This is a genomic window from Micromonospora sp. DT47 (genome assembly GCF_049844475.1).
Classification (GTDB): domain Bacteria; phylum Actinomycetota; class Actinomycetes; order Mycobacteriales; family Micromonosporaceae; genus Micromonospora.
Map to the genome: position 1 here is coordinate 1 of NZ_JBNCLC010000019.1, position 22,230 is coordinate 22,230.

A 22,230-nucleotide genomic window follows, 5' to 3' on the forward strand; every position below is an offset into this window, starting at 1 on the left:
AGGAACCATGATCACTGATGTCTGTGCCCGTCTCCTACCCGCCCGATCCTCACTGACCTATTTGCGCGGCCTCTAAGCCGGGAACCGGCCCCGTAGCGGATGCCCACCACCTCTCCCACCGGTCAGCCCCGGGTGACGGCCCGGCCTGCGGGCCGGGGCCGACGCGTCGCGCCGCCGCCGAGCTGGACCGTGCTGGGCGTCCTGCTCGTCGTCCTGGCCGGTGTGCTCCTCGTCGGGGCGTACGCGAACGCCGCCTTCGTTCCGGACCGCCAGCAGGTCGAGGACGGTCAGGACCGGGTGCCCGCCGAGGTGGTCAACGGCGGTCCCATCATCAGCGCCGCCGCCGGGCAGACCCGCTCCTACCGGCTGCCACCGCGGACCATCGCGCTCACGTTCGACGACGGGCCCGATCCGACCTGGACCCGCGAGGTGCTGCGGGTCCTCGACGCCCACCAGGTCAAGGCCACCTTCTTCGTGGTCGGGTCCCAGGTCGCCCGGCATCCCGAGCTGGTCCGGGAGATGGCGGCCGGCGGGCACGAGATCGGCGTGCACACCTTCACCCACCCGGACCTGACCAACCTGCCCGGCTGGCGGCGACGGCTGGAGTACGCCCAGACCCAGCTGGTGGTCGCGAACGCGGCGGGGGTGCAGACCTCGCTCATCCGACCCCCGTACTCCTCGCACGCCGACGCGATCGACGACCGGGACTGGCCGCTGGTCACCGAGGCCGGCGAGCTGGGCTACCTCACGGTGCTCAACGACACAGACAGCCAGGACTGGGCGCTGCCCGGGGTGGACCGGATGATCGCCAACGTCATGCCGACCGGCTACTCCGGCGCGATCACCCTCTGGCACGACGCCGGCGGTGACCGGACGCAGACCGTCGCCGCCCTGGACCGCTTCATCCCGCTGATGAAGCAGCGGGGCTACCGGTTCACCACCACGACGGAGGGGCTGAACCTGACGCTGGCGGCCGCCGGGGTCGACCACCGGGTGACCGGGAACCCGGCCGCCTCGCGGTCGAACCGGTGGCAGGGGCAGATGCTGGTCTGGGCGGTGCAGGGCTCCGACCGCACGCTGACCGTGTTCGGGGCCCTCTTCGTGCTCGTCGGCCTGCTCACCATCGGGCGTACCGTCCTGCTGTTCGTGCTCGCCGGGCGGCACGCCCGCCGCCGTCGCTCCCCGGACTGGGCGTGGGGGCCACCGGTGACCGAGCCCGTGTCGGTGATCGTCCCGGCGTACAACGAGAAGGAGGGGATCGCCGCGGCGGTCCGGTCGTTGGCCACCGGCGATCACCCCGGGGGGATCGAGGTCATCGTCGTCGACGACGGCTCGACCGACGGGACCGCCGACATCGCCGAGGCGCTCGGCCTGCCGAACGTCCGGGTGGTCCGCAAGCCCAATGGTGGCAAGCCGAGCGCCCTGAACACGGGCGTGGCGCTGGCCCGCCACGAGCTGATCGTGATGGTCGACGGCGACACGGTCATCGAGCGCGACTCCGTCCGGCGGCTGGTCCAGCCGTTCGCCGACCCCCAGGTGGGGGCCGTCGCCGGCAACGTCAAGGTGGGCAACCGGGACAGCCTGATCGCCAAGTGGCAGCACATCGAGTACGTCATCGGCTTCAACCTCGACCGCCGCCTCTACGAGACCCTCCGCTGCATGTCGACGGTGCCCGGGGCCATCGGCGGGTTCCGGCGGCAGGCGCTGGTCTACGGCGGCGGGATGACCGACGACACCCTGGCCGAGGACACCGACATCACCATGGCCCTGGGCCGGGCCGGCTGGAAGGTCGTGTACGAGGAGACGGCCCGGGCGTGGACCGAGGCGCCGGCCACCCTGGGACAGCTGTGGAAGCAGCGCTACCGGTGGAGCTACGGCACCATGCAGGCGATGTGGAAGCACCGCCACTCCCTGCTCGACCGGGGCGCCTCCGGCAGGTTCACCCGCCGGTGCCTGCTGTTCCTGAGTCTGTTCGGGGTGCTGCTGCCGCTGCTGGCGCCGGTGATCGACCTGCTGGCCCTCTACGGCCTGTTCTTTCTCGACCGGACCGCGACGGCGGTGGCCTGGCTGGCCATGCTGGCGGTGCAGATGGTGACCGCAGTAGTGGCGTTCCGGCTGGACCGGGAGAAGCTGGGTGTGCTGTGGGTCCTCCCGCTCCAGCAGTTCGTCTACCGGCAGCTGATGTACCTGGTGATGATCCAGTCGGTGGTCACCGCCATGACCGGCGGCCGGCTGGGCTGGCAGAAGCTGCGGCGTACCGGTCTCCAACCGGCCGCGCGGAGCGGCCCGAGCTGACCGACGTCGGGTTCACCGGTCCGCGCCCGGCGCGTCAGCGGGTCAGCCGGCGCGGCGGGCGAGGTCGAGGGCGTACTCGGGCCACCAGACGCCGCTCTCCGGCTCCCCGGGGCGGCAGGCCCCGTCGGACTCGCCCGGGTACTTGATCCAGAGCAGGGCGTCCACCCGCGCGTGGCCGGGGTCGGCCGTCGGCTCCTCGCCGAGGACCCGGCCCGGCGGATTGCACCAGCTCGGCGCCCCGCCCACGGTGGCGCCCCGGTACGGACCGTTGCCGTTGCGGCTGGTGTCGATGACGAACCGCGTGTCCCCGCCGAGCGCCTCGGAGATCCGGTGACCGTAGCGGACGTTCTCCTCCGTACGCACGAAGTTGGCCACGTTCAGCGCGAAGCCGTCCGCGTCCGCGATCCCGGCCCGACCGAGGGCCGCCGCGAGCCGGGCGACGTCGGAGATCCAGGCGGGATGTCCCGCGTCGAGATAGACCCGGGCGCTGCCGGTGCTGCGGAGCACGGTGACCGCGTCGCGCAGCAGCGCGAGCCGTCCGTCGACGTCGCGGACACAGCCCTCGACGGCGTCCGGGACCGCGCCGGGTTCGAGGACCACGGTGACCGGCCGGCCGGCGACACCGGAGGCGAGGTCCCGGATCCAGCGCTGGTAGTCCGCCGCGCTCTCGGCGCCGCCGGTGCCGCGCCGCCCGCAGTCGCGCTGCGGCACGTTGTGCACGACGAGCACCGGCATCTGACCGGCGATGGTCGCCTGGTCCAGGAACGCGGCCACCTCGTCGCGGACTTCGACCGGCCCCCCGGTCAACCACTTCGCGCTCGGGCGGCTGCCGATCCGGCGTAGCGCCGCGGCGTCGGCGGTCCGCCCCTCGGCCTCCCAGCGGGTGGCCTGTTCGTCCGCCGGGTTGGCCGGATCGACGTAGAAGACGGGCGGCAGGGGCGGCGCGGACGCGTCGGCGCCGCCCTGCGCCGGCGTCGGCCGCGGCGGGGGCTCGCCGCCGCAGCCGGCAACCAGGAGCGCCAGGACGGCGCCGGCCGCTACGGCCGATCGGCGTACGGGCCGGGTGAGATGCGGCAACAACAGGGACGTCCGTTCTCGCAGGAGGGGTGTCGGAGCGGCCGGCTCAGTCGTCGTCCTCGTCGTCGAGGCGGGCCAGCCAGGTGGCGAAGCGCTCGATCGGGGTCTCGAACTCGGGGTTCAGGTCGACGAAGTCGCGGAGCCGCTCGCCGAGCCACTCCAGGGTGATCTGCTCGTCGCCCCGGCGCTCGACCAGTTCCTCGATGCCACGGTCGGTGAAGTACATCCGTACGTCCTTGTCAGGTCGCCGCCGACGGAACCGGGGCAGAGCCGTCGTGCTGACGGTCTCTGCCCCGGTCCTCGGCGGTGCGGTCAGGTCACGGGCGGGGGAGGGCCGCCTCGATCAGCGCGGTCTGCTCGACCTCGTGCATCTTGGCCGAGCCGACCGCCGGGGCCGCCGCGGCCGGGCGGGAGATCCGCCGCAGCCGGACGTCCGTCAGGTGCTCCAGCAGGTTGAGCGCGACGAACGACCAGGCGCCCTGGTTGGCCGGCTCCTCCTGCACCCAGGCGAAGTCCTCGGCGTTCGGGTACTGCGCCAGTGCGGCCCGGATCTCCTCTACCGGCAGCGGGTAGAGCTGCTCCATCCGGATGATCGCGGTGTTGGTGACGCCCCGCTCGGCCCGGGCCTGGAACAGGTCGTAGTAGATCTTGCCCGAGCAGAGCAGCACCCGCTTCACCTGCTCCGGCGCCACGGCGGCGGTGTCCCGCAGCACCGGCTGGAAGGTGCCGGTGGTGAAGTCCTCGACCGAGGAGACGCAGAGCTTGTGCCGCAGCAGCGACTTCGGCGTGAACACCACCAGCGGCTTGCGCTTCGACGACAGGGCCTGACGACGCAGCAGGTGGAAGTAGCTCGCCGGGGTGGTCGGGATGGCCACCCGCATGTTGTCCTCGGCGCAGAGCTGGAGGAACCGCTCCGGGCGGCCGGAGGTGTGGTCCGGGCCCTGGCCCTCGTGGCCGTGCGGCAGCAGCAGGGTGACCGCGGAGCGCTGGCCCCACTTCACCTCGCCGGACGAGATGAACTCGTCGATCACCGACTGGGCGCCGCTGACGAAGTCACCGAACTGAGCCTCCCAGCAGACCAGCGCGTTGACGTTCTCCACCGAGTAGCCGTACTCGAAGCCCATCGCGGCGTACTCGCTGAGCAGCGAGTCGTGCACGAAGAACCGGGACCGCTCGCCGTCGCCGGTGAGCGTCTTCAGCGGCAGGTAGTCGTCGCCGGTCCTGGCGTCCACCACCGAGGCGTGCCGCTGGACGAACGTGCCGCGGCGGGAGTCCTGACCGGCGAGCCGGACGGTGACCCCGTCGTGCAGCAGCGCGCCGAACGCGATGATCTCGCCGTAGCCCCAGTCGATGTTGCCCTCGACGGACATCTTCGCCCGCCGATCGAGCAGCTGCTGGATCCGCTTGTGCGGGGTGAAGCCCTCCGGCAGGTTGACGTGCGCCTCGCCGACGGCCTTGACCACGGCGGCGTCGGTCGCGGTCTCCACGAGCGGCTCCGGCTCATCCTGACGGGGCGGCCGGCTGAGCTGGCGCGGGGTGGTGGCGGCGTCGCGGGTGGCCTTGAAGACCCGCTCCAGCTGCGACTGGTAGTCGCGCAGCAGTTCCTCCGCGTCCTCCACGGTGATGTCACCCCGCCCGATGAGCTCCTCGGTGTAGAGCTTCCGGACCGACCGCTTCGAGTCGATGATCTTGTACATCTGCGGGTTGGACATCGACGGGTCGTCGCCCTCGTTGTGCCCGCGCCGGCGGTAGCAGACCATGTCGATCACGACGTCCTTGTTGAACGCCTGCCGGTACTCGAAGGCCAGCCGGGCGACCCGGACCACGGCCTCGGGGTCGTCGCCGTTGACGTGGAAGATCGGCGCCTGGATCATCCGGGCGACGTCGGTGCTGTAGAGGCTGGAGCGCGAGTACTCCGGGGCGGTGGTGAAGCCGACCTGGTTGTTGACCACCACGTGCACGGTGCCGCCGGTGCGGTAGCCGCGCAGCTGGGACAGGTTGAGCGTCTCGGCGACCACGCCCTGGCCGGCGAAGGCGGCGTCACCGTGCACCGCCAGCGGCAGCACGGTGTAGCCCTCCAGCTTGAGGTCGATCCGGTCCTGCTTGGCCCGGACGATGCCCTCCAGCACCGGGTCGACGGCCTCCAGGTGCGACGGGTTCGCCACCAGCGAGACCTTGACCGCGTGGTCGCCGTCCGGGGTGGTGAACTTGCCGTTCTGGCCGAGGTGGTACTTCACGTCGCCGGAGCCCTGCGTCGAGCGCGGGTCCAGGTGCCCCTCGAACTCGGAGAAGATCTTCTCGTACGGCTTGCCGACGATGTTGGCCAGCACGTTGAGCCGGCCGCGGTGGGCCATGCCGATGACGACCTCGTCCAGCCCGCCCTCGGCGGAGGCCTCCAGCACCTCGCCGAGCAGCGGGATCAGCGACTCGCCGCCCTCCAGCGAGAAGCGCTTCTGGCCGACGTACTTGGTCTGCAGGAAGGTCTCGAACGCCTCGGCGGCGTTGAGCCGGTTGAGCACGTGCTTCTGCTCGTCCGGGGCGGGCTTCTCGTACTTGCGCTCGATCCGCTCCTGGATCCAGCGCCGCTCCTCCGGGTCCTGGATGTGCATGTACTCGATGCCGACCCGGCGGCAGTACGAGTCGCGCAGCACGCCGAGGATCTCCCGCAGCTTCATCCGCTGCCGGCCGGCGAAGCCGTTGACCGGGAAGACCCGGTCCAGGTCCCACAGGGTCAGCCCGTGCTGGAGGACGTCCAGGTCCGGGTGCTTGCGGATCTTGAACTCGAGCGGGTCGGTGTCGGCCATCAGGTGGCCGCGCACCCGGTACGCGTGGATCAGCTCGTGCACCCGCGCGGTCTTGTTGATCTGACCCTCGGAGTCGACCGCGACGTCCCGCACCCACCGGACCGGCTCGTAGGGGATCCGCAGCGAGGTGAAGATCTGGTCGTAGAAGCCGCGCTCGCCGAGCAGCAGCTCGTGCATCACCTTGAGGAACTCGCCGGACTGCGCGCCCTGGATGATCCGGTGGTCGTACGTGCTGGTCAGCGTGATGATCTTGCTGACCGCCAGCTCGGCGAGGGTGGCCTCGCTCATGCCCTGGTACGGCGCCGGGTACTCCATCGCGCCGACGCCGATGATGGCGCTCTGCCCCTGCATCAGGCGCGGGATCGAGTGCACCGTGCCGATGCCGCCCGGGTTGGTCAGCGAGATCGTGGTGCCGGAGTAGTCATCCATGGTCAGCTCGTTGCGGCGGGCGCGCCGGATCACGTCCTCGTACGCCTGCCAGAACTGCCGGAAGTCCATCTGCTCGCAGGCCTTGATGGAGGGCACCACCAGGTTGCGGGAGCCGTCCGGCTTGGTCAGGTCGATCGCGATGCCCAGGTTGACGTGCTCCGGGCGGACCAGGGCCGGCTTGCCGTCGACCTCGGCGAAGGAGTTGTTCATCTCCGGGTGCTCGACCAGCGCCCGGACCAGCGCGTAGCCGATGAGGTGGGTGAAGCTGACCTTGCCACCTCGCCCGCGGGCGAGGTGGTTGTTGATCACGATGCGGTTGTCCACCAGGAGCTTGGCCGGGACCGCGCGGACGCTGGTCGCGGTCGGCACGGCCAGCGAGGCGTCCATGTTCTGGACGATCTTGGCGGCCACGCCGCGCAGCGGGGTGGTGCCGGCGCCGCCGGCCGCCGGGGCCTTGGCCGCCGGCTTCGCCGGGGCGGCCTTGGCGGGGGCCGGCTTGGCCGGGGCGGCCTTGGCCGGGGCCGGCTTGGCCGGCGCGGCCTTCGCGGCCGGCTGGGTCACGGTCGCGGCCGCCTCCTGCTGACCGGACGGCTCAGGCGCGGCCGGCTTCGGCGGGGCCTTCTCCTCGGCCGGGCGGGCGGTGGCGGCACCGGGCGCCGGCCGGTAGTCGGCGAAGAAGTCGTGCCAGGCCGAGTCGACGCTCGAGGGGTCGGCGAGATAGCGCTGGTACATCTCCTCGACGATCCACTCGTTCGGGCCGAAACCCGCCAGTGGGTTCTCCTGCGAAGTCTGCTGGGTTGACACGGCCGGTAATCGCCTCTTTCACGCGGGTTCGTATGTCACGCGGTACCCACCGGCACCCGGAAACGGGCGCACGGGACGGTCCCCAGGCTACGCCGTGAGAATGCGCCCGGCATTTCCGCCTCCGACGGGTGGTCCGTTTCACAGAAGATGCCAGAAGTTCAGCAAACCCGGCGTGTTCCGCCGACTCCTGTTACGGCGGGAACGGCCCCGGTGCGGCGGCGGTCAGCCGTCGCGCCGGGGCCGTCCGGGCCGCACCGGTCAGGAGATGTCCCGCCGCCGGGTGATCAGGACGCCGGCGACGCCGCTGGCCAGGGCGTACCCGACCAGCACCAGCGCGCCCACCCACCAGTCGGGGGTCAGCTCCGAGGCCGCGCCGCTGATCATCACCTGGGACGCCACGGCTGGCCAGACCACCTGCCACTTCACCACTGCCGCGCTGTCCAGCCAGCCGGAGAGCAGGAAGAACAGCAGCTGCACCACCTGGGTGCCGACGAGGTAGAGCACCGCGGCGGTGATCACCGCGCCGAGCTGGTTGGGGATCAGCGTGCCGATGCCCACTCCGAGGATCGTCCAGATCGCGTACGCCAGCAGGTTGAGCAGCAGCGCCCGGTGCACGGTCCACTCGCCGAGCTGGGTGCCGTGCCCGTCGAGGGTCAGGAAGATCGCCCCGGCGACCAGGTCGATCACCGTGGTGGCCAGCCAGAAGCCGAAGCCGAGCAGCGAGGCCGCGCCGAGCTTGGCCAGGATCACCGAGGTGCGTCGCGGGGTGGTGAGGAAGGTGGTGGTCGCCGTCTGGTGGAAGAACTCGTTGGTGACCATCAGGATGCCGATCAGCATCACGAAGAGCAGCCCCAGGTACTGACCCGAGGTGTACAGGTTGGCCGCCTGGGCGGGAGCGGTCGCCTGCTCGGCGGTGACTCCGAATTCCTCCGCGTTGCCGCCGAGAGCCACGTGGGCGAGCCAGGCGTTGAGCGCGAAGGCCAGGACGATCGACAGGAACGCCCCGAGACCCAGCAGCCACCACGTGCTGGTCGTACGGATCTTGAGCAGTTCGGACCGGACGAGGTTCATCGGATGCCCGCCTTTCCGGCCGTCAGCTCCAGGAAGACCCGTTCCAGGTCGGGTCGTTCCGAGGTGAGTTCGTGCAGTTCCACGCCGGCGGCCAGGGCGGCCCGGCCGACGGTCGGCGCGTCCACCCCGTCGACCAGCAGGGCGCCGTGCCCGTCCGGGGTGACGGTGGCCGACTGCGCCGTGAGCGCGCTGGTCAGCTCCTCGGCCTGCGGGGTGCGCACCCGCACCCGGGCGCCGGTGGCCATCGAGCCGATCACCTGCTCCACCGGACCCTGCCGGACCAGCTGGCCGGCCGCGATGATCACCACGTCGTCGGCGAGCAGCTGCATCTCGGAGAGCAGGTGGCTGGAGACCAGCACCGTCCGACCCTCCTGGGCCAGGCTCTTGAGGAACCCGCGCATCCACCGGATGCCCTCCGGGTCCAGCCCGTTCGCCGGCTCGTCGAGGACCAGCACCCGCGGGTCACCGAGCATCGCCGCGGCGATGCCGAGCCGCTGCTTCATGCCCAGCGAGTAGCCCTTGAACTTGCGCTTCGCCGCCGGGGTCAGCCCGACCAGGGCCAGCGCCTCGTCGGCACGCCCCTTCGGCAGGCCGGCGGCCGCGCAGATCACCCGCAGGTGGTTGAGCCCGGTACGGCCCTTGTGCGCGCTGGACGCCTCCAGCACCGCCCCGACGTGCCGCAGCGGGTCGGTGAGGTCGGCGTACCGGCGCCCGCCGATGGTCGCGTCGCCGCTGGTCGGGGTCACCAGGTTGAGCAGCATGCGCAGGGTGGTCGTCTTGCCGGCGCCGTTAGGGCCGAGGAAGCCGGTCACCCGACCGGGCTCGACGGTGAAGGACAGGTTGTCCACCGCCCGGACGTTCTTGTACTGCTTGGTCAGTCCGGACACGACGATCTGGCCGGTGCTGGGGCTCCACTGCCCGTCGGACATCGCTCTCCTCCCGTGCGGCGACGCGTCGCGCGCCGCGCTGTGCGGCGCCGTTGCGGACAGCGCCGTGGCACAGCCTGGCAAGCCCGGTCAACCCGGTCAATCGCCCGTGATCGGCAACCGGGTCTCCACCTCAGGCAGGAGGCGGTCGTCCTCAGGGACGAGACGCGGGCTCCGGCGGCAGCGCGATCCAGGTGGCCCGGGCCCGCCCGAGCAGCGCGCCGGTCGGGCCGTACAGGCTGGTGTGCACCAGCGCCTTGCGGCCCTGCGCCTCGACCAGCTCGCCGGTCACCACGCAGGCGTCGCCGGGGGCGGGCAGCGCGTCCACCACGGCGGCGATCCGGCCGAGGACGTACGGCCGGCCGGGGGCGATCACCGCCCAGCCGCCGGGGCAGTCCAGCGCCGCCCAGACCGTCGCCGGCGCCACCCGCTCCGGGACGCGGAACGGCGCGGCGGTCCGGCCGTCCGGCAGCCGGCCGGGGAAGATCCGCAGCCCGTCCGGGCGGTCCGGGCCGCAGACGTAGCAGTTGGGGAAGGGGTGGTCCACCAGCCCGGGGTACGCCGCCGAGGCGGCCGACGCCGTCGCGGCGTCGACCGGGGCGACCGCCGTCGGGAGCTCGTCGGTCGGCTGGACCCGCGCGACCAGCTCCCCGTCCGGGTCGAGGACGTCGCCGTCGGCCACGGTCAGCGGGGTGTCCAGCGGTGGCGGCCGGCGCAGGGTCACCTCGACCGGCCGGTCGCCGCCGTACCCGCCGGCGAACACCCCGGCGCTCCAGCCGCCGTTGCCCGATCCGGGCGGTCCGTTGTACCGGGACTCGATGATCATCGACGTACCTCCGTGCCGTCCGGCGCCGTCGCCGGTTCCGCCCGGCAGCCTCGCACGTCGCCACTCGGGGCGGACCGCCGACCGCCGTTCACCGGATCGACACCCTGGCCGGGCTGGCCGGCAACCCCGGGCCCCTACACAGGTCCCATGGCCGTTCTGCACGCCGCTGGCGCACCCCTCACGACCAGCGGATACACCCTTCTGATCGCCGACGACCCGACCCAGGTCGCGGCCGCGCAACGCCTGCGTCACGAGGTGTTCGCCACCGAACTCGGCGCCACGCTGCGCCCGGGCGAGGCCGGGCTGGACGCCGACGAGCTCGACGCCCACTGCGACCACCTGATCGTCCGCGATGAGCGCACCGGCCTGGTGGTCGGCACCTACCGGCTGCTGCCGCCGGGCCGGACCGACCGCCGGTACGCCGAGGGCGAGTTCGACCTGACGGCGCTCGACCCGCTCCGAGACATGCTGGTCGAGGCGGGCCGCTCGTGCGTCCACCCCGACCACCGCTCCGGCGCGGTGATCAACCTGATGTGGGCGGGCATCACCCGCTACCTGCATCTGCGGGGCTCGCGCTGGCTGGGCGGCTGCGCGTCGGTGCCGGTCGTCGACGGGGGCCGGGCCGCCGCCGAGGTCTGGGCCCAGGTGCGCGCGAAGCACCTGGCGCCGCCGCCGATGCGGGTCCGCCCGCTGCGTCCCTGGTTCGCCGAGCCCGACGCGTTCCCGGCGGACCGGGCGGGGGGCGGCGCCGCTGGTCGGGCCATGGTCCCGCCGCTGCTGCGCGGCTACCTCCGGCTCGGCGCCTGGATCGCCGGTGAGCCGGCGTACGACTCGGACTTCCGGTGCGCCGACTTCTACGTGCTCTTCTCCCTGGACCGGATGAACCCGCGCTACCTGCGGCACTTCCTGGGCGGGGGCGAGAAGTGAGCGCCGACCTCTGGCGGCCCTCCTCCGGCTGCGGGCCGGACTGCCTGCCGCTGCCGGGCGAGGTGCCGGCCGTACCGCCGCTGTGCCGGGCGGCCCGGCTGGTCGGCGTACTCGGGATGCTGCTGGCCGGGGCCGGGATGGCCGCGCTGCTGCCGGTGCTGCCCCCGGCGCAGCGGGCGGCGGCGGTGCGGGGCTGGGCGCGGGGGACCGCGCGCGCCCTCGGGGTACGGCTGGAGATCCGCGGCCGGCTGCCCCGCCGGCGGGCGCTGCTGGTCGCCAACCACGTCTCCTGGCTGGACATCCTCGCGGTGCTGGCCGTCGCCCCGGCCCGGATGCTGGCCAAGCGGGAGGTCCGGGACTGGCCGCTGGTGGGGTTGCTGGCCCGCATCGCCGGCGCGGTCTTCGTGGACCGGTCGCGGCCCCGGGAGCTGCCGGCGACGGTGGCGCGGCTCGCCGCCGCGCTGCGCGCGGGCGACCCGGTCGCGGTCTTCCCGGAGGGTACGACCTGGTGCGGCGCCGCCCGGTCGGCCGCCTGCCGGCCGGACCGGGGCTTCCGGCCGGCGGCCTTCCAGGCGGCGATCGACGCCGGGGCGCCGGTGGTGCCGGTACGGATCGGCTACCGCTGCGCCGCCACCGGTGAGTGGACCGCAGCGGCCGCCTTCCTCGGCGAGGAGAACCTCTGGCAGTCGGTACGCCGGGTGCTCGCCGCCCGCGACCTGGTGGTGGCCGTCTCGGTCGCCGCGGCCCTGCACCCGGCCCGGGACGCGGACCGGCGGCTGCTGGCCCGGGCCGCCGAGTCGGCGATCCACCTGGTGCCCGCCCCGGCCTCCGCGCCGGTCGCGGTGCGTCCGGTGCCGGTCCCGACGCCCCTGCCGATGCCGGTCGCCGAGCGGGAGCTCGATCTGGCCGCCTGATCCCAGACCACTCGCGACAGTCTTGTTCTATCGCGATGTATCGCGTTACACTTCCTCGTGAGGCGCGCCGCCCGGCCGCGCCGCAGGCGAAGGGAGGCGACGCCATGACCACCTGGACGATCGACGAGCCGCAACGGTTCACCCTGGACGATCCGGTCACCACGCTCGACGTGCGGCTGATCAGCGGCCGGCTCAACGTGGTCGGCACCGACGGCCCGACCCGGATCGACGTCACCCGGGCCGGCGGAGACCGCCGCCCGCTGCTGGTCGAGCACCGCGACGGGCGGCTCAGCGTCCGGCAGGAGCGGAAGTTCCGCTGGTCGGAGGTGCTCCGGTGGGTCGGGCCGTTGGCCCGCTGGCCCCGGGTCGACGTCTCGGTGGCGGTCCCGGTCGACGTGCTGGCCACCCTCCGGCTGATCGACGGCTCGCTGATCGCCTCCGGGCTGCGCGGGGAGACCCGGGCGGAGGTGACCTCCGGCCAGATCACCCTGATGGGACTGCGTGGCCGCACCACCGCCAAGATCACCTCCGGCCCGGTGGAGGCGCTCGGGGTGGGCGGCGAGCTGAGCCTCGAGACCGTCTCCGGTGAGGTGATCCTCGCCGACAGCGCGCCCGCCTCGGTCCGCGCGCACACCATCTCCGGCGCCATCACCTGCGACTTCGACAACCCCCGGCGCAGCGAGATCCGGCTCAGCACCATCTCCGGCGGCATCACGGTCCGGGTACGCGAGGACAGCGACCTCGCCGTCCGGCTGCACACCGCGTCCGGGCGGATCACCAGCGGCTTCCCTCAGGTGCGCTCCGGGACCCGCCTCGGGGCGGTGCACGACAGCGAGGGGGTGCTCGGCGCCGGCGAAGGTAGGCTCTGGGCGTCCGCGACGTCGGGCAGCATCGCGCTGCTCGCCCGCCCGGTGGACGACGACCAGGAGGAGCTGCCGTGACCGCCGTGTTCAGTCACGGGCGGCTCCGGCTCTACCTGCTCAAGCTGCTCGACGACGGCCCGAAGCACGGGTACGAGCTGATCCGCCTGCTGGAGGACCGCTTCCTCGGCCTGTACGCCCCCAGCGCCGGCACCATCTACCCCCGGTTGCAGCGGCTGGAGGTCGAGGGCCTGGTCACCCACACCGCCGCCGGCGGCCGCAAGGTCTACGAGATCACCGACGCGGGCCGGGCCGAGCTGCGGCAGCGGGCCGACGAACTGGCCACCCTGGAGTCCGACATCAGCGCCTCGGTGCAGGACCTCTCCGCCCTGGCCGGCGAGATCCAGACCGAGGTACGCGGCTCGGTGCGCGACCTCAAGCGGGAGCTGCGCGACGCGGCCCGGCAGACCCGGCACACCCGCTTCGAGCGCCCCGGCCCCGGTCCGGCGCACGGCCCCGGTCCGGCGCCCACCGCGAACGGGTCGCCCCTGCTGACCGAGTTCGACCAGCGGCTCGCCGCGTTCACCGTGGAGGTCGGCGCCCTGGTCCGGGCCGGCCGGCTCAGCGACAACCAGCTCCGGACCGCCATCCGGGTCCTCGACGGCGCACTGGACGGGCTGCGCCGGCTGCTGCGCTGAGCAGCTCACAGCCTTTTTCCAGGAATCGTCCAGCGCCGGCGCAGCGAGGTCACGGATGATGGCGTCCATGGCCGCTACCCAGACCGAGGCGCGACTGCTCGTCGTCGAGGACGACCCGAACATCCTCGAACTGCTCTCCGCCAGCCTGCGCTTCGCGGGTTTCGACGTGGCGACCGCCACCAGCGGCAGCGCGGCGTTGCACGCCGCCAAGGACCACCGTCCCGACCTGGTCGTGCTCGACGTGATGCTGCCCGACCTGGACGGTTTCGAGGTCATCCGGATGCTCCGCGAGGGCGGCACGCGTACCCCGGTGGTCTTCCTGACCGCCCGGGACGCCACCGACGACAAGATCCGCGGGCTGACCCTGGGCGGCGACGACTACGTCACCAAGCCGTTCAGCCTGGAGGAGCTCACCGCCCGGATCCGGGCGGTGCTGCGGCGTACCGCCACCGGTGAGCACGCCCCGTCCCGGCTCACCTTCGCCGACCTCGAGCTGGACGAGGAGACCCACGAGGTGCACCGGGCCGGCCAGCGGGTGCAGCTCTCGCCGACCGAGTTCAAGCTGCTGCGCTACCTGATGCTCAACGCCAACCGGGTGCTCTCCAAGGCGCAGATCCTCGACCACGTCTGGAACTACGACTTCCGGGGCGACGACAACATCGTCGAGTCCTACATCTCCTACCTGCGCCGCAAGGTGGACAACACCCAGCCGCGGCTGATCCACACCCTGCGCGGGGTCGGCTACGTGCTGCGCAAGCCGGCGGCGTGAGCGTCGTCCACGAGGCGAAGGGCCGGCTCCGGAGCGTCCCGCTCCGGATAAAGCTGGTCGCGTCCGTCCTCGCGCTGGTGGCCGCGGCGCTGGTGGTGATCAGCTCGCTGACCACGTACTTCCTCCGCGACTACCTGGTCGGGCAAGTGGACGGCGAGCTGCGCGGGGCCAGCGAGTACCTCGGCGGCCGGGTGCTGCCGGCGTTGGAGAACGGCAGCGCCCGCTCAGCCACCCTGCCCACGGACTACGTCGTGGCGCTCGCCAACGACCAGGAGACCCGGTTCATCGGGTGGGACCCCAACCTGGAACAGGACGACCTGCCGGCGGTCCCCGCCGACCTGGCCGGCTTCCGGGCGGACGAGGGGGGCCCGTTCACCGTCCGCTCCCAGGACGGCCGGGACCGCTGGCGGATGTTCTACCGGGAGCTGCCCGACGGCCGGGTGCTCGCGGTCGGGCAGCACCTCACCGACGTCGACCTGGCGGTCAAGCGGCTGGTCTGGATAGACCTGCTGGTCGGCGGCGCGGTGCTGATCCTGCTCGCCTCGATCGGCGCGGCGATCGTCCGGACCAGCCTGAAACCGCTGGTGGAGATCGAGCGTACGGCCGCCGCGATCGCCAGCGGCGACCTCACCCGGCGGGTCCCCGACCCGGAGGAGGGCCAGCCCTGCGCCACCTCCGAGCTGGGTCGGCTCTCCCGGGCGCTGAACGCGATGCTGGCTCAGATCGAGGCCGCCTTCACCGCCCGCGCCGCCTCGGAGACCGCCGCCCGGTCGGCCGAGTCCAGCGCCCGGGACGCCGCGTACGCCGCGCAGGCCTCCGAGGCGCGAGCCCGACGCTCCGAGGAGCGGATGCGGCAGTTCGTCGCGGACGCCTCGCACGAGCTGCGTACCCCGCTCACCACCATCCGCGGCTTCGCCGAGCTGTACCGGCAGGGCGCGGCGCGGGCGCCGGAGCAGATCGCCGCCCTGCTGCGCCGGATCGAGGACGAGGCGGCCCGGATGGGACTGCTGGTGGAGGACCTGCTGCTGCTCGCCCGGCTGGACCGGGAACGCCCGCTCTCGCTGGCCCCGGTGGAGCTGCCGGTGCTCGCCTCCGACGCGGTGCAGGCGGCCCGGGTGGTCGCCCCGGACCGCCGGATCGAGCTGGAGATCGAGCCGGGTTCCGGTCCGCTGGTGGTGCACGGGGACGACGCCCGCCTGCGGCAGGTGATCGGCAACCTGATGACCAACGCGCTCACCCACACCCCGCCCGAGGCGTCGGTGACCCTGCGGCTGCGGACCGAGCCGGGCAACCTGGCCGTGGTCGAGGTGGCGGACACCGGTCCCGGGCTCATCCCGGAGCAGGCTGAACGGGTCTTCGAGCGCTTCTACCGCGCCGACGCCGCCCGGACCCGCCGGGCGAGCGGGATCACCAGCACCGGGCTGGGGCTGGCCATCGTCGCGGCGCTGGTCGCCGCCCACCACGGCATGGTCGAGGCCGCCGAGACCCCGGGCGGCGGGGCGACCTTCCGGGTCCGGCTGCCGCTGCTGCCCGACGCCGGCAGCGAGGCCGAGTGACTTTCAGAAAACTTCCAGGTGGGCCCCAGGCTCGTGACAGTGCGAAGAGAGAGGCTGGCTCCATGACCGAGTTCGAGACCGACCCCCAGCGGCGGCCGGCCGCCTCCGACGCCGAGCCGTCGTACCCCACCGCCGAGCTGTCCCGCGTCGAGCACGGGCAGTCCGACCCCACCGCCGCCTTCCCGGCCACCACGGCCGACCGACCGGGCGACGTCGCTGGCGCCGCGGGGGAGCCGGCCGGCTCCCCGTCCGTCCCGGCCTCCGGTTCGCCGTCCGCGCCGGCCTCCGACGCCCCGTATGCGCCGGGCGTCCCGTACGCCCAGACCTCCGCCGCGCCGTACCCGTCGGCCGGCGCCACGACCTCGGCCGCGTACCCGGCCGGCGGGGCACCCGGCGCCGACCAGGGGTACCGGGCCGGCTACCAGCCCTACCCGGTTCCCGGCCAGCACGGCCAGTACCCGGCCGCCGGCTACCAGCCCGGCTGGGCCGCCGGCCACCCGGGCGGCCCCGGCGGCCCGGTGCCGCCGCAGCACGGCGGCCAGCCGATGCCGCCCTGGGCCGCCGGCCCGGCTCCCCGCCCCTCGAAGGTGGCCAAGTTCGTCGGCGCCGGCGTGGCCGTCTTCGCCCTGATGCTCGGCTCCGGCGTGGCCGGCGGCGCGCTCGCCCTGGCCGTAGACGGCGACTCGGGCGGCATCACCCGCACCTACTCGGCCGCCCCGGTGATCAACAGCGCCGACCTGCCGAAGATCGCCGCCGCGGTGCAGGACAGCGTGGTCTCCATCCTCACCGACAACGGTGAGGGTTCCGGTGTGATCCTCAGCGCCGACGGCTACGTGCTCACCAACAACCACGTGGTCGCCTCCGCCTCCGGCGACACCGTCCGGGTGGTCTTCGCCGACGGCAAGACCGCCCAGGCCAAGATCGTCGGCACCGACCCGAAGACCGACCTCGCCGTGGTCAAGGCGAGTGGCGTCGACAACCTCAAGGCGGCGAAGTTCGGCGACAGCGACGGGATGCAGGTCGGCGACCAGGTGCTCGCCCTGGGCAGCCCGCTGGGCCTGCAGGGCTCGGTGACCGCCGGCATCCTCAGCGCCCGCGACCGGACCATTCAGGCCGGCGAGAACGGGCAGCAGCAGACCCCGCAGCAGGGCGCCAGCTCGATCTCCGGCCTGCTCCAGACCGACGCGCCGATCAACCCCGGCAACTCCGGCGGTGCCCTGGTCAACACCCGCGGCGAGGTGATCGGCATCAACACCGCGATCGCCACCGCGGGGCAGGGCGGCAGCGGCAACATCGGCGTCGGCTTCGCCATCCCGAGCAACAAGGCCAAGGACGTCGCCGAGAAGCTGCAGCGCGGTGAGAAGGTCAGCCACCCGTCCCTCGGGGTCAGCGTCAACGCGGCCGAGGACGGCGGTGCGCTGGTCGCGGCGGTCACCCCGGGCAGCGCCGCGGAGAAGGCCGGCCTGCAGCGGGGCGACGTGATCACCAAGTTCGGCGACAAGGTGATCAACGACTCCAACGACCTGGTCGGCGCCGTCCAGGCCGGCAAGGTCGGCGACCGGGTCGAGGTGACCTACAAGCGAAACGGATCCCAGGCGACGGCAACCGTCACGCTCACCGAAACGTCATAACAACAGACCTGCCTCCTCCGGGGCGGCGGGTGACGGGGCCAAGGGGGTTGGCTCCGTCACCCGCCGCCTTTTTCCGTACCCGTCCGTATGGCCGCGGCCGGTTCACCCCGCCCGGGTGAACCGGCGTCACCCGGTGCGGGGCGATCCTCGCCAGGAGCCGACCGCACGGGAGGGGACGCGATGACGACGGCAGCGGGCACCCGGACCGATCCGGAGATCCAGCGTGACGTCCTCGACGAGCTGGCCTGGGATCCCGAGGCCCAGCCGAACGAGATCGGGGTGAGCGTCGCCGACGGCGTGGTCACCCTCACCGGCCGGGTGGACAGCTACGCCCGCAGGTGGGCGGCGCAGCGCTGCGCGCACCGGTTACGCGGCGTCCGGGCGGTCGCCGACGACGTCGAGGTACGCCTGCCCGGCCTGGACGGTCAGGACGACGCGGAACTCGCCCTCGCCGCCGTCCGGGCGCTGGAGTGGGACAGCTTCGTGCCCGCCGAGCGGCTGGACGTGACGGTCTCCGACGGCTGGCTGATGCTCCGCGGCGAGGTGGAGTTCGGCTACCAGCGGCGCACCGCCGAGCGGGAGCTGCGCCGGCTGCGCGGCGTACGCGGGGTGACCAACCTGGTCGAGGTGGTGCCACCGGCCCCGCCGAGCGCCGAGCAGACCGGCCGGGACCTGCGCCGGGCGCTGGGCCGTCGGACCGGCACCGAGGAGGTCACCGTCGAGGTGGCCGGAGACACCGTGGTGCTGGGCGGGACGGTCCGCTCGTGGTGGGAGCGGGACGAGGCGGAACGGGTCGCCTGGTCCGCCCCGGGCGTACGGGCCGTGGACGACCGGCTGGTCGTCACCGGGTGAGCCGGCCGGTGGCCCGCCGGGAGGCCCGTTTACCACCGCCGGGACGGGGAAGTCGCCCCCGATCCCGCTCACCGGGGACCAACGGGGAGGACTCGTGGCCGTGACCCACCGTCCGTCGGAACGCCCGCCCGAGCGGCCGCTGCGGATCGCGATGGTGGTCCCGCCGTGGCTGTCGGTGCCCCCACCCGGCTACGGGGGGCTGGAGCAGGTGGTGCACGGGCTGGTGGACACCCTGGTCGCGCACGGCAACGCGGTGACCCTGTTCGGCGCCGGCCGGCAGAACGGCACCGCCGCCGACTTCGTCTCCACCGTCCCGGACCTGCAGTACGACCGGCTCGGCGAATCGCTGCCCGAACTGGCCCACCTGGCCCGGGTGAAGCACCTGGTCACCGCGGCGGACTTCGACGTCATCCACGACCACACCACCATCGGGCCGCTGGTGGCGGGCCGGCGCGCGGTGCCGACCGTGGCCACCGTGCACGGCAACCCGGTCGGCGAGTACGGCGCGGTGCTCAGCGACACCGACCAGGGCGTCGGGTTGGTGGCCATCTCGCACGCCCAGCGCCGGGCCAACCCCGAGCTGCCCTGGGTCGGCACGGTGCACAACGCGATGGACGTGCGGGACGTGCCGCGCAAGTCCGCCCCCGGTCGGGGCGCGGTGCTCTGGCTGGCCCGGTTCAGCCCGGACAAGGGGCCCGACCTGGCGATCCGGGCCTGCCGGGCGGCCGGCCTGCCGCTCATCCTGGCCGGCAAGTGCAACGAGCCCGCTGAGCGCCGCTACTTCACCGAGGTGGTCGAGCCGCTGCTGGACGAGGACGTCACCGTGGTGTTGAACGCCGACCGGGAGGCGACGCTGCGACTGCTGGTCGACGCGCGCTGCCTGATCATGCCGATCCAGTGGGAGGAACCGTTCGGCATGGTGATGGTGGAGGCCATGGCGACCGGTACGCCGGTGGTGGCGCTGCGCCGCGGTGCCGTATCGGAACTGGTCCTGGACGGGGTGACCGGGCTGGTCCGTGACCGGGTGGAGGAGCTGCCGGCGGCGCTGAGCGAGGCGGTGCGGATTGACCCGGCGGCCTGCATGGCACACGCGGCGCGGAACTTCTCCACCGAGCGGATGGCGCTCGGCTACGAGGAGGTCTACCGGCGGTTCGCCCTGGGTGCGGCGGCGCCGGTCCGGGAACCGGTCCCGATCGCCGCCCGCTGACCTCAGGCCCGGCTGGCGCCGAACTCCACGATGGCGGCGTCGAGCCGGCGGGCGTACCCGGGGGTGATGCCGTCCTCGTCGACCCGACGGGTGACCTTCTGCCGCAGCAGGGCGCGGTCGGCCGGTCCCGCGGGTCGCGGGCCAGGCAGCGCAGGCAGGTCCGGGCCACCGCTGGCGGCAGCCCGGGTACGCCGTCCAGGGACGGCGGCTCGCCGTCCTGCAACGCCGCGCCCCGATCACCCTCCGCGCCCGCCGGCTCGCGCCCCGCCACGCCTGGCCGGGCCGCCGCCGGCGACCGCCGGCTCCGCCGGGCCGCCGGCGGCGCCATGCCAGGATGAGCGACATGAGTGGCGGTCCGGTGGCGTTCGTGCTCGGCGGCGGGGGAGTGCTCGGCGCGGTCGAGGTGGGCATGCTCCGGGCCCTGTTCCGCGCCCGGATCCGCCCCGACATCGTGCTCGGCACCTCGATCGGCGCGGTCAACGGCGCGCTGGTCGCCGCCGACCCCTCCGAGGCGGTCACCGACCGGCTGGTCCGGCTCTGGGCCTCGCCGGAGGCGAGCGAGGTGTACGGCGACTCGGTGGCCCGGCAGCTGCGCCGGTTCGCCGCCCGTACCCATCTGCACTCGCCCCGGCCGCTGCGCAAGCTGCTGGAGAACGAGCTGGGCGCGGAGACCACCTTCGCCGACCTGAAGGTGCCGTTCCGCTGCTGCGCGGCGAACATCGAGCGGGCCGCCGAGCACTGGTTCCACAGCGGACCGCTGGTGCCGGCGGTGCTCGCCTCCGCCTCGGTGCCGGGGCTGCTGCCGCCGGCCCGGATCGGCGACCAGCACTACATCGACGGCGGGATCGTCAACTCGATCCCGATCGGCGAGGCGGTCGCGGCGGGCGCCCGCCGGATCTTCGTACTCCAGGTGGGCCGGATCGAGCGGGAGCTGACGCCGCCCCGACGGCCCTGGGAGATCGCCCAGGTCGCGTTCGAGATCGCCCGACGGCACCGGTTCGCCCGGGAGATGTCCGCCCTGCCCGACGGGGTGGAGGTGCACGTGCTGCCGACCGGTGGGCTGGAGCCCCGGGACGACAGCCCGTGGGCGTACCGGGACATGGCCGCGGTGGGGCGCCGGATCAGCCGGGCCTACACCGCCTCCCGCCGCTACCTGGCCGAGCTGGACCGCTGATGCCGCTGCCACCGCGGTGGGTACGCCGGTTGCTGCTGGCACCCGGCGTGGTGCTGCTCGCGGTCGCGGTGGTGACCACGGTGCCGGTCTGGGTGCTGCTCGCCCTGGCCGTCTCGCCGTTCGTGCCAGGCCGGCTGCGGCCGCTGCGGCTGCTCTGGATCGGCGCCGTCTTCCTGGTCTGGGACGCGGCGGCGCTGATCGCGCTCTTCGGGCTCTGGCTGGCCTCCGGTTTCGGCTGGCGCAAGCGGTCGCCGGCCTTCCAGCGTGCCCACTACGTGCTGGCCGGCCGATTCCTCCAGGTGCTCTTCTGGCAGGCCCGGTGGACCCTGCGGCTGAGCATCGACGTGGTCGGCACCGACCCGGACACCGCCCTGCCCGGCCGGCCGGAACTGGTGCTCTGCCGGCACGCCGGCCCGGGCGACTCGTTCATCCTGATCCACGCCCTCGTCAACTGGTTCCACCGCGAGCCGCGGATCGTGCTCAAGGAGAGCCTGCAGTGGGACCCGGCGATCGACGTGCTGCTCAACCGGTTGCCCAACCGCTTCATCGCCCCCGGCGGCGACGGCCGGGACTCGGTGACCGCGCAGATCGGCCACCTCGCCACCGGCCTGGACGACGACGACGCGTTCGTGATCTTCCCGGAGGGTGGCAACTTCACCCCGAAGCGCCGGCTGCGGGCGATCGCCCGGCTGCGCGCGCTCGGGCTGGAGCGGATGGCGCTGCGCGCCGAGCGGATGCGGCACGTGCTCGCCCCGCAGCCCGGCGGCCTGCTCGCCGCGCTGGACGCCGCCCCGGACGCCGGGGTCATCTTCGTGGCGCACACCGGGCTGGACCGGATGCTCACCGTCACCGACGTGTGGCGGGAACTCCCGATGGACAAGCGGATCGTGATGCGCTTCTGGTCGGTGCCCCCGGAGGAGGTACCGACCGGCCGGCAGGAGCGCATCGACTGGCTCTTCGACTGGTGGAGCCGGATCGACGCGTGGATCGCCGCCAACCGCGACGGCGTCGGGACCGACGCGGGTGCCGGACCGGACCGCAGCGCCGCCGGTCCCGCGTAGGGTGCGCTTCGTGGAGCAGATCTGCGTGGTGACGACGGTGGTGGACGCGCGGGCGGTCGCCGACGTCCTGGCGGCCGCGGCGGTCGCCGGGCGGTTGGCGGCCTGCGCGCAGGTCGGCGGCCAGGTCGACAGCACCTACTGGTGGCGGTCCGGGGTGGAGACCAGCACCGAGTGGTCCGTGCAGTTCAAGACCGCCCCCGACCGGGCCGGCGCGCTGGTCGACCAGATCCGCGCCACCCACCCGTACGACGTGCCGGAGATCCTGGTGACCCGGGTGGAGAGCGGCAACCCGGCGTACGCCGCCTGGGTGCACGAGAGCACCCGTACGTAGGTACGCGCACTCTGGGCG

19 protein-coding genes are annotated in these 22,230 nt (G+C 73.3%); 13 read left to right on the plus strand and 6 right to left on the minus strand.

The window, feature by feature from the left end; all coding sequences use genetic code 11:
* Positions 1 to 99 precede the first annotated feature (99 nt).
* The gene (locus ACLQ2U_RS24000; protein WP_425753002.1) at positions 100 to 2,295 is read left to right on the plus strand and encodes a bifunctional polysaccharide deacetylase/glycosyltransferase family 2 protein; all 2,196 of its coding nucleotides are present in this window, start codon (positions 100 to 102) and stop codon (positions 2,293 to 2,295) included.
* A gap of 42 nt (positions 2,296 to 2,337) precedes the next feature.
* Here the strand turns inward: ACLQ2U_RS24000 and ACLQ2U_RS24005 are convergent, their stop codons facing one another.
* The 6 genes from ACLQ2U_RS24005 to ACLQ2U_RS24030 form a co-directional block, all read right to left on the minus strand.
* Positions 2,338 to 3,375 (minus strand): glycoside hydrolase family 6 protein, encoded by a 1,038-nt coding sequence (locus ACLQ2U_RS24005; RefSeq protein WP_425753003.1) that lies wholly within the window; start codon positions 3,373 to 3,375, stop codon positions 2,338 to 2,340.
* Between the two features lie 43 nt (positions 3,376 to 3,418).
* Positions 3,419 to 3,598 (minus strand): DUF6104 family protein, encoded by a 180-nt coding sequence (locus ACLQ2U_RS24010; RefSeq protein ID WP_425753004.1) that lies wholly within the window; start codon positions 3,596 to 3,598, stop codon positions 3,419 to 3,421.
* Positions 3,599 to 3,689: 91 nt separating this feature from the next.
* The gene (locus tag ACLQ2U_RS24015; RefSeq protein ID WP_425753005.1) at positions 3,690 to 7,409 is read right to left on the minus strand and encodes a multifunctional oxoglutarate decarboxylase/oxoglutarate dehydrogenase thiamine pyrophosphate-binding subunit/dihydrolipoyllysine-residue succinyltransferase subunit; all 3,720 of its coding nucleotides are present in this window, start codon (positions 7,407 to 7,409) and stop codon (positions 3,690 to 3,692) included.
* A 258-nt stretch (positions 7,410 to 7,667) separates the two neighbouring features.
* Positions 7,668 to 8,480, minus strand: a complete 813-nt coding sequence (locus tag ACLQ2U_RS24020) for an ABC transporter permease (RefSeq protein ID WP_425753006.1) — start codon at positions 8,478 to 8,480, stop codon at positions 7,668 to 7,670.
* The gene (locus ACLQ2U_RS24025; protein ID WP_425753007.1) at positions 8,477 to 9,409 is read right to left on the minus strand and encodes an ABC transporter ATP-binding protein; all 933 of its coding nucleotides are present in this window, start codon (positions 9,407 to 9,409) and stop codon (positions 8,477 to 8,479) included. The genes ACLQ2U_RS24020 and ACLQ2U_RS24025 overlap by 4 nt, the downstream gene beginning before the upstream one ends.
* A 151-nt stretch (positions 9,410 to 9,560) precedes the next feature.
* A complete protein-coding gene (locus tag ACLQ2U_RS24030) occupies positions 9,561 to 10,232 on the minus strand; it encodes a hypothetical protein (RefSeq protein WP_425753008.1) in 672 nt (223 codons plus the stop codon).
* A gap of 147 nt (positions 10,233 to 10,379) precedes the next feature.
* Between ACLQ2U_RS24030 and ACLQ2U_RS24035 the strand changes: the two genes are divergently transcribed.
* From ACLQ2U_RS24035 to cutA, 12 genes are all read left to right on the plus strand, one after another.
* Complete coding sequence (locus tag ACLQ2U_RS24035) at positions 10,380 to 11,159, plus strand: GNAT family N-acetyltransferase (protein WP_425753009.1); 780 nt, start codon at positions 10,380 to 10,382, stop codon at positions 11,157 to 11,159.
* Entirely contained in the window at positions 11,156 to 12,073 is a 918-nt protein-coding gene (locus ACLQ2U_RS24040; RefSeq protein ID WP_425753010.1) for a lysophospholipid acyltransferase family protein, read from the plus strand. The genes ACLQ2U_RS24035 and ACLQ2U_RS24040 overlap by 4 nt, the downstream gene beginning before the upstream one ends.
* 104 nt (positions 12,074 to 12,177) lie before the next feature.
* Positions 12,178 to 13,014, plus strand: coding sequence for a DUF4097 family beta strand repeat-containing protein (locus ACLQ2U_RS24045; RefSeq protein ID WP_425753011.1), 837 nt, complete (start codon positions 12,178 to 12,180; stop codon positions 13,012 to 13,014).
* Positions 13,011 to 13,631: a PadR family transcriptional regulator gene (locus ACLQ2U_RS24050; RefSeq protein WP_425753012.1), complete on the plus strand. Its 621-nt coding sequence runs from the start codon at positions 13,011 to 13,013 to the stop codon at positions 13,629 to 13,631. The genes ACLQ2U_RS24045 and ACLQ2U_RS24050 overlap by 4 nt, the downstream gene beginning before the upstream one ends.
* 67 nt (positions 13,632 to 13,698) lie before the next feature.
* Positions 13,699 to 14,400 (plus strand): response regulator transcription factor, encoded by a 702-nt coding sequence (locus ACLQ2U_RS24055; protein ID WP_088646020.1) that lies wholly within the window; start codon positions 13,699 to 13,701, stop codon positions 14,398 to 14,400.
* Positions 14,397 to 15,956, plus strand: coding sequence for a sensor histidine kinase (locus tag ACLQ2U_RS24060; protein ID WP_425753013.1), 1,560 nt, complete (start codon positions 14,397 to 14,399; stop codon positions 15,954 to 15,956). Before ACLQ2U_RS24055 ends, ACLQ2U_RS24060 begins: the two co-directional genes overlap by 4 nt.
* 62 nt (positions 15,957 to 16,018) lie before the next feature.
* Positions 16,019 to 17,587, plus strand: coding sequence for a trypsin-like peptidase domain-containing protein (locus ACLQ2U_RS24065; protein ID WP_425753014.1), 1,569 nt, complete (start codon positions 16,019 to 16,021; stop codon positions 17,585 to 17,587).
* Between the two features lie 180 nt (positions 17,588 to 17,767).
* Positions 17,768 to 18,439, plus strand: coding sequence for a BON domain-containing protein (locus tag ACLQ2U_RS24070; protein ID WP_425753015.1), 672 nt, complete (start codon positions 17,768 to 17,770; stop codon positions 18,437 to 18,439).
* Positions 18,440 to 18,590: 151 nt separating this feature from the next.
* On the plus strand, positions 18,591 to 19,646 hold the full coding sequence (locus tag ACLQ2U_RS24075; protein WP_425753100.1) for a glycosyltransferase family 4 protein: 1,056 nt from the start codon (positions 18,591 to 18,593) through the stop codon (positions 19,644 to 19,646).
* 343 nt (positions 19,647 to 19,989) lie between these two features.
* On the plus strand, positions 19,990 to 20,820 hold the full coding sequence (locus ACLQ2U_RS24080; protein WP_425753016.1) for a patatin-like phospholipase family protein: 831 nt from the start codon (positions 19,990 to 19,992) through the stop codon (positions 20,818 to 20,820).
* On the plus strand, positions 20,820 to 21,881 hold the full coding sequence (locus tag ACLQ2U_RS24085) for a 1-acyl-sn-glycerol-3-phosphate acyltransferase (RefSeq protein ID WP_425753017.1): 1,062 nt from the start codon (positions 20,820 to 20,822) through the stop codon (positions 21,879 to 21,881). Before ACLQ2U_RS24080 ends, ACLQ2U_RS24085 begins: the two co-directional genes overlap by 1 nt.
* A gap of 10 nt (positions 21,882 to 21,891) precedes the next feature.
* A complete protein-coding gene (gene cutA, locus ACLQ2U_RS24090) occupies positions 21,892 to 22,212 on the plus strand; it encodes a divalent-cation tolerance protein CutA (RefSeq protein ID WP_425753018.1) in 321 nt (106 codons plus the stop codon).
* The last annotated feature ends 18 nt before the right edge of the window (positions 22,213 to 22,230 follow it).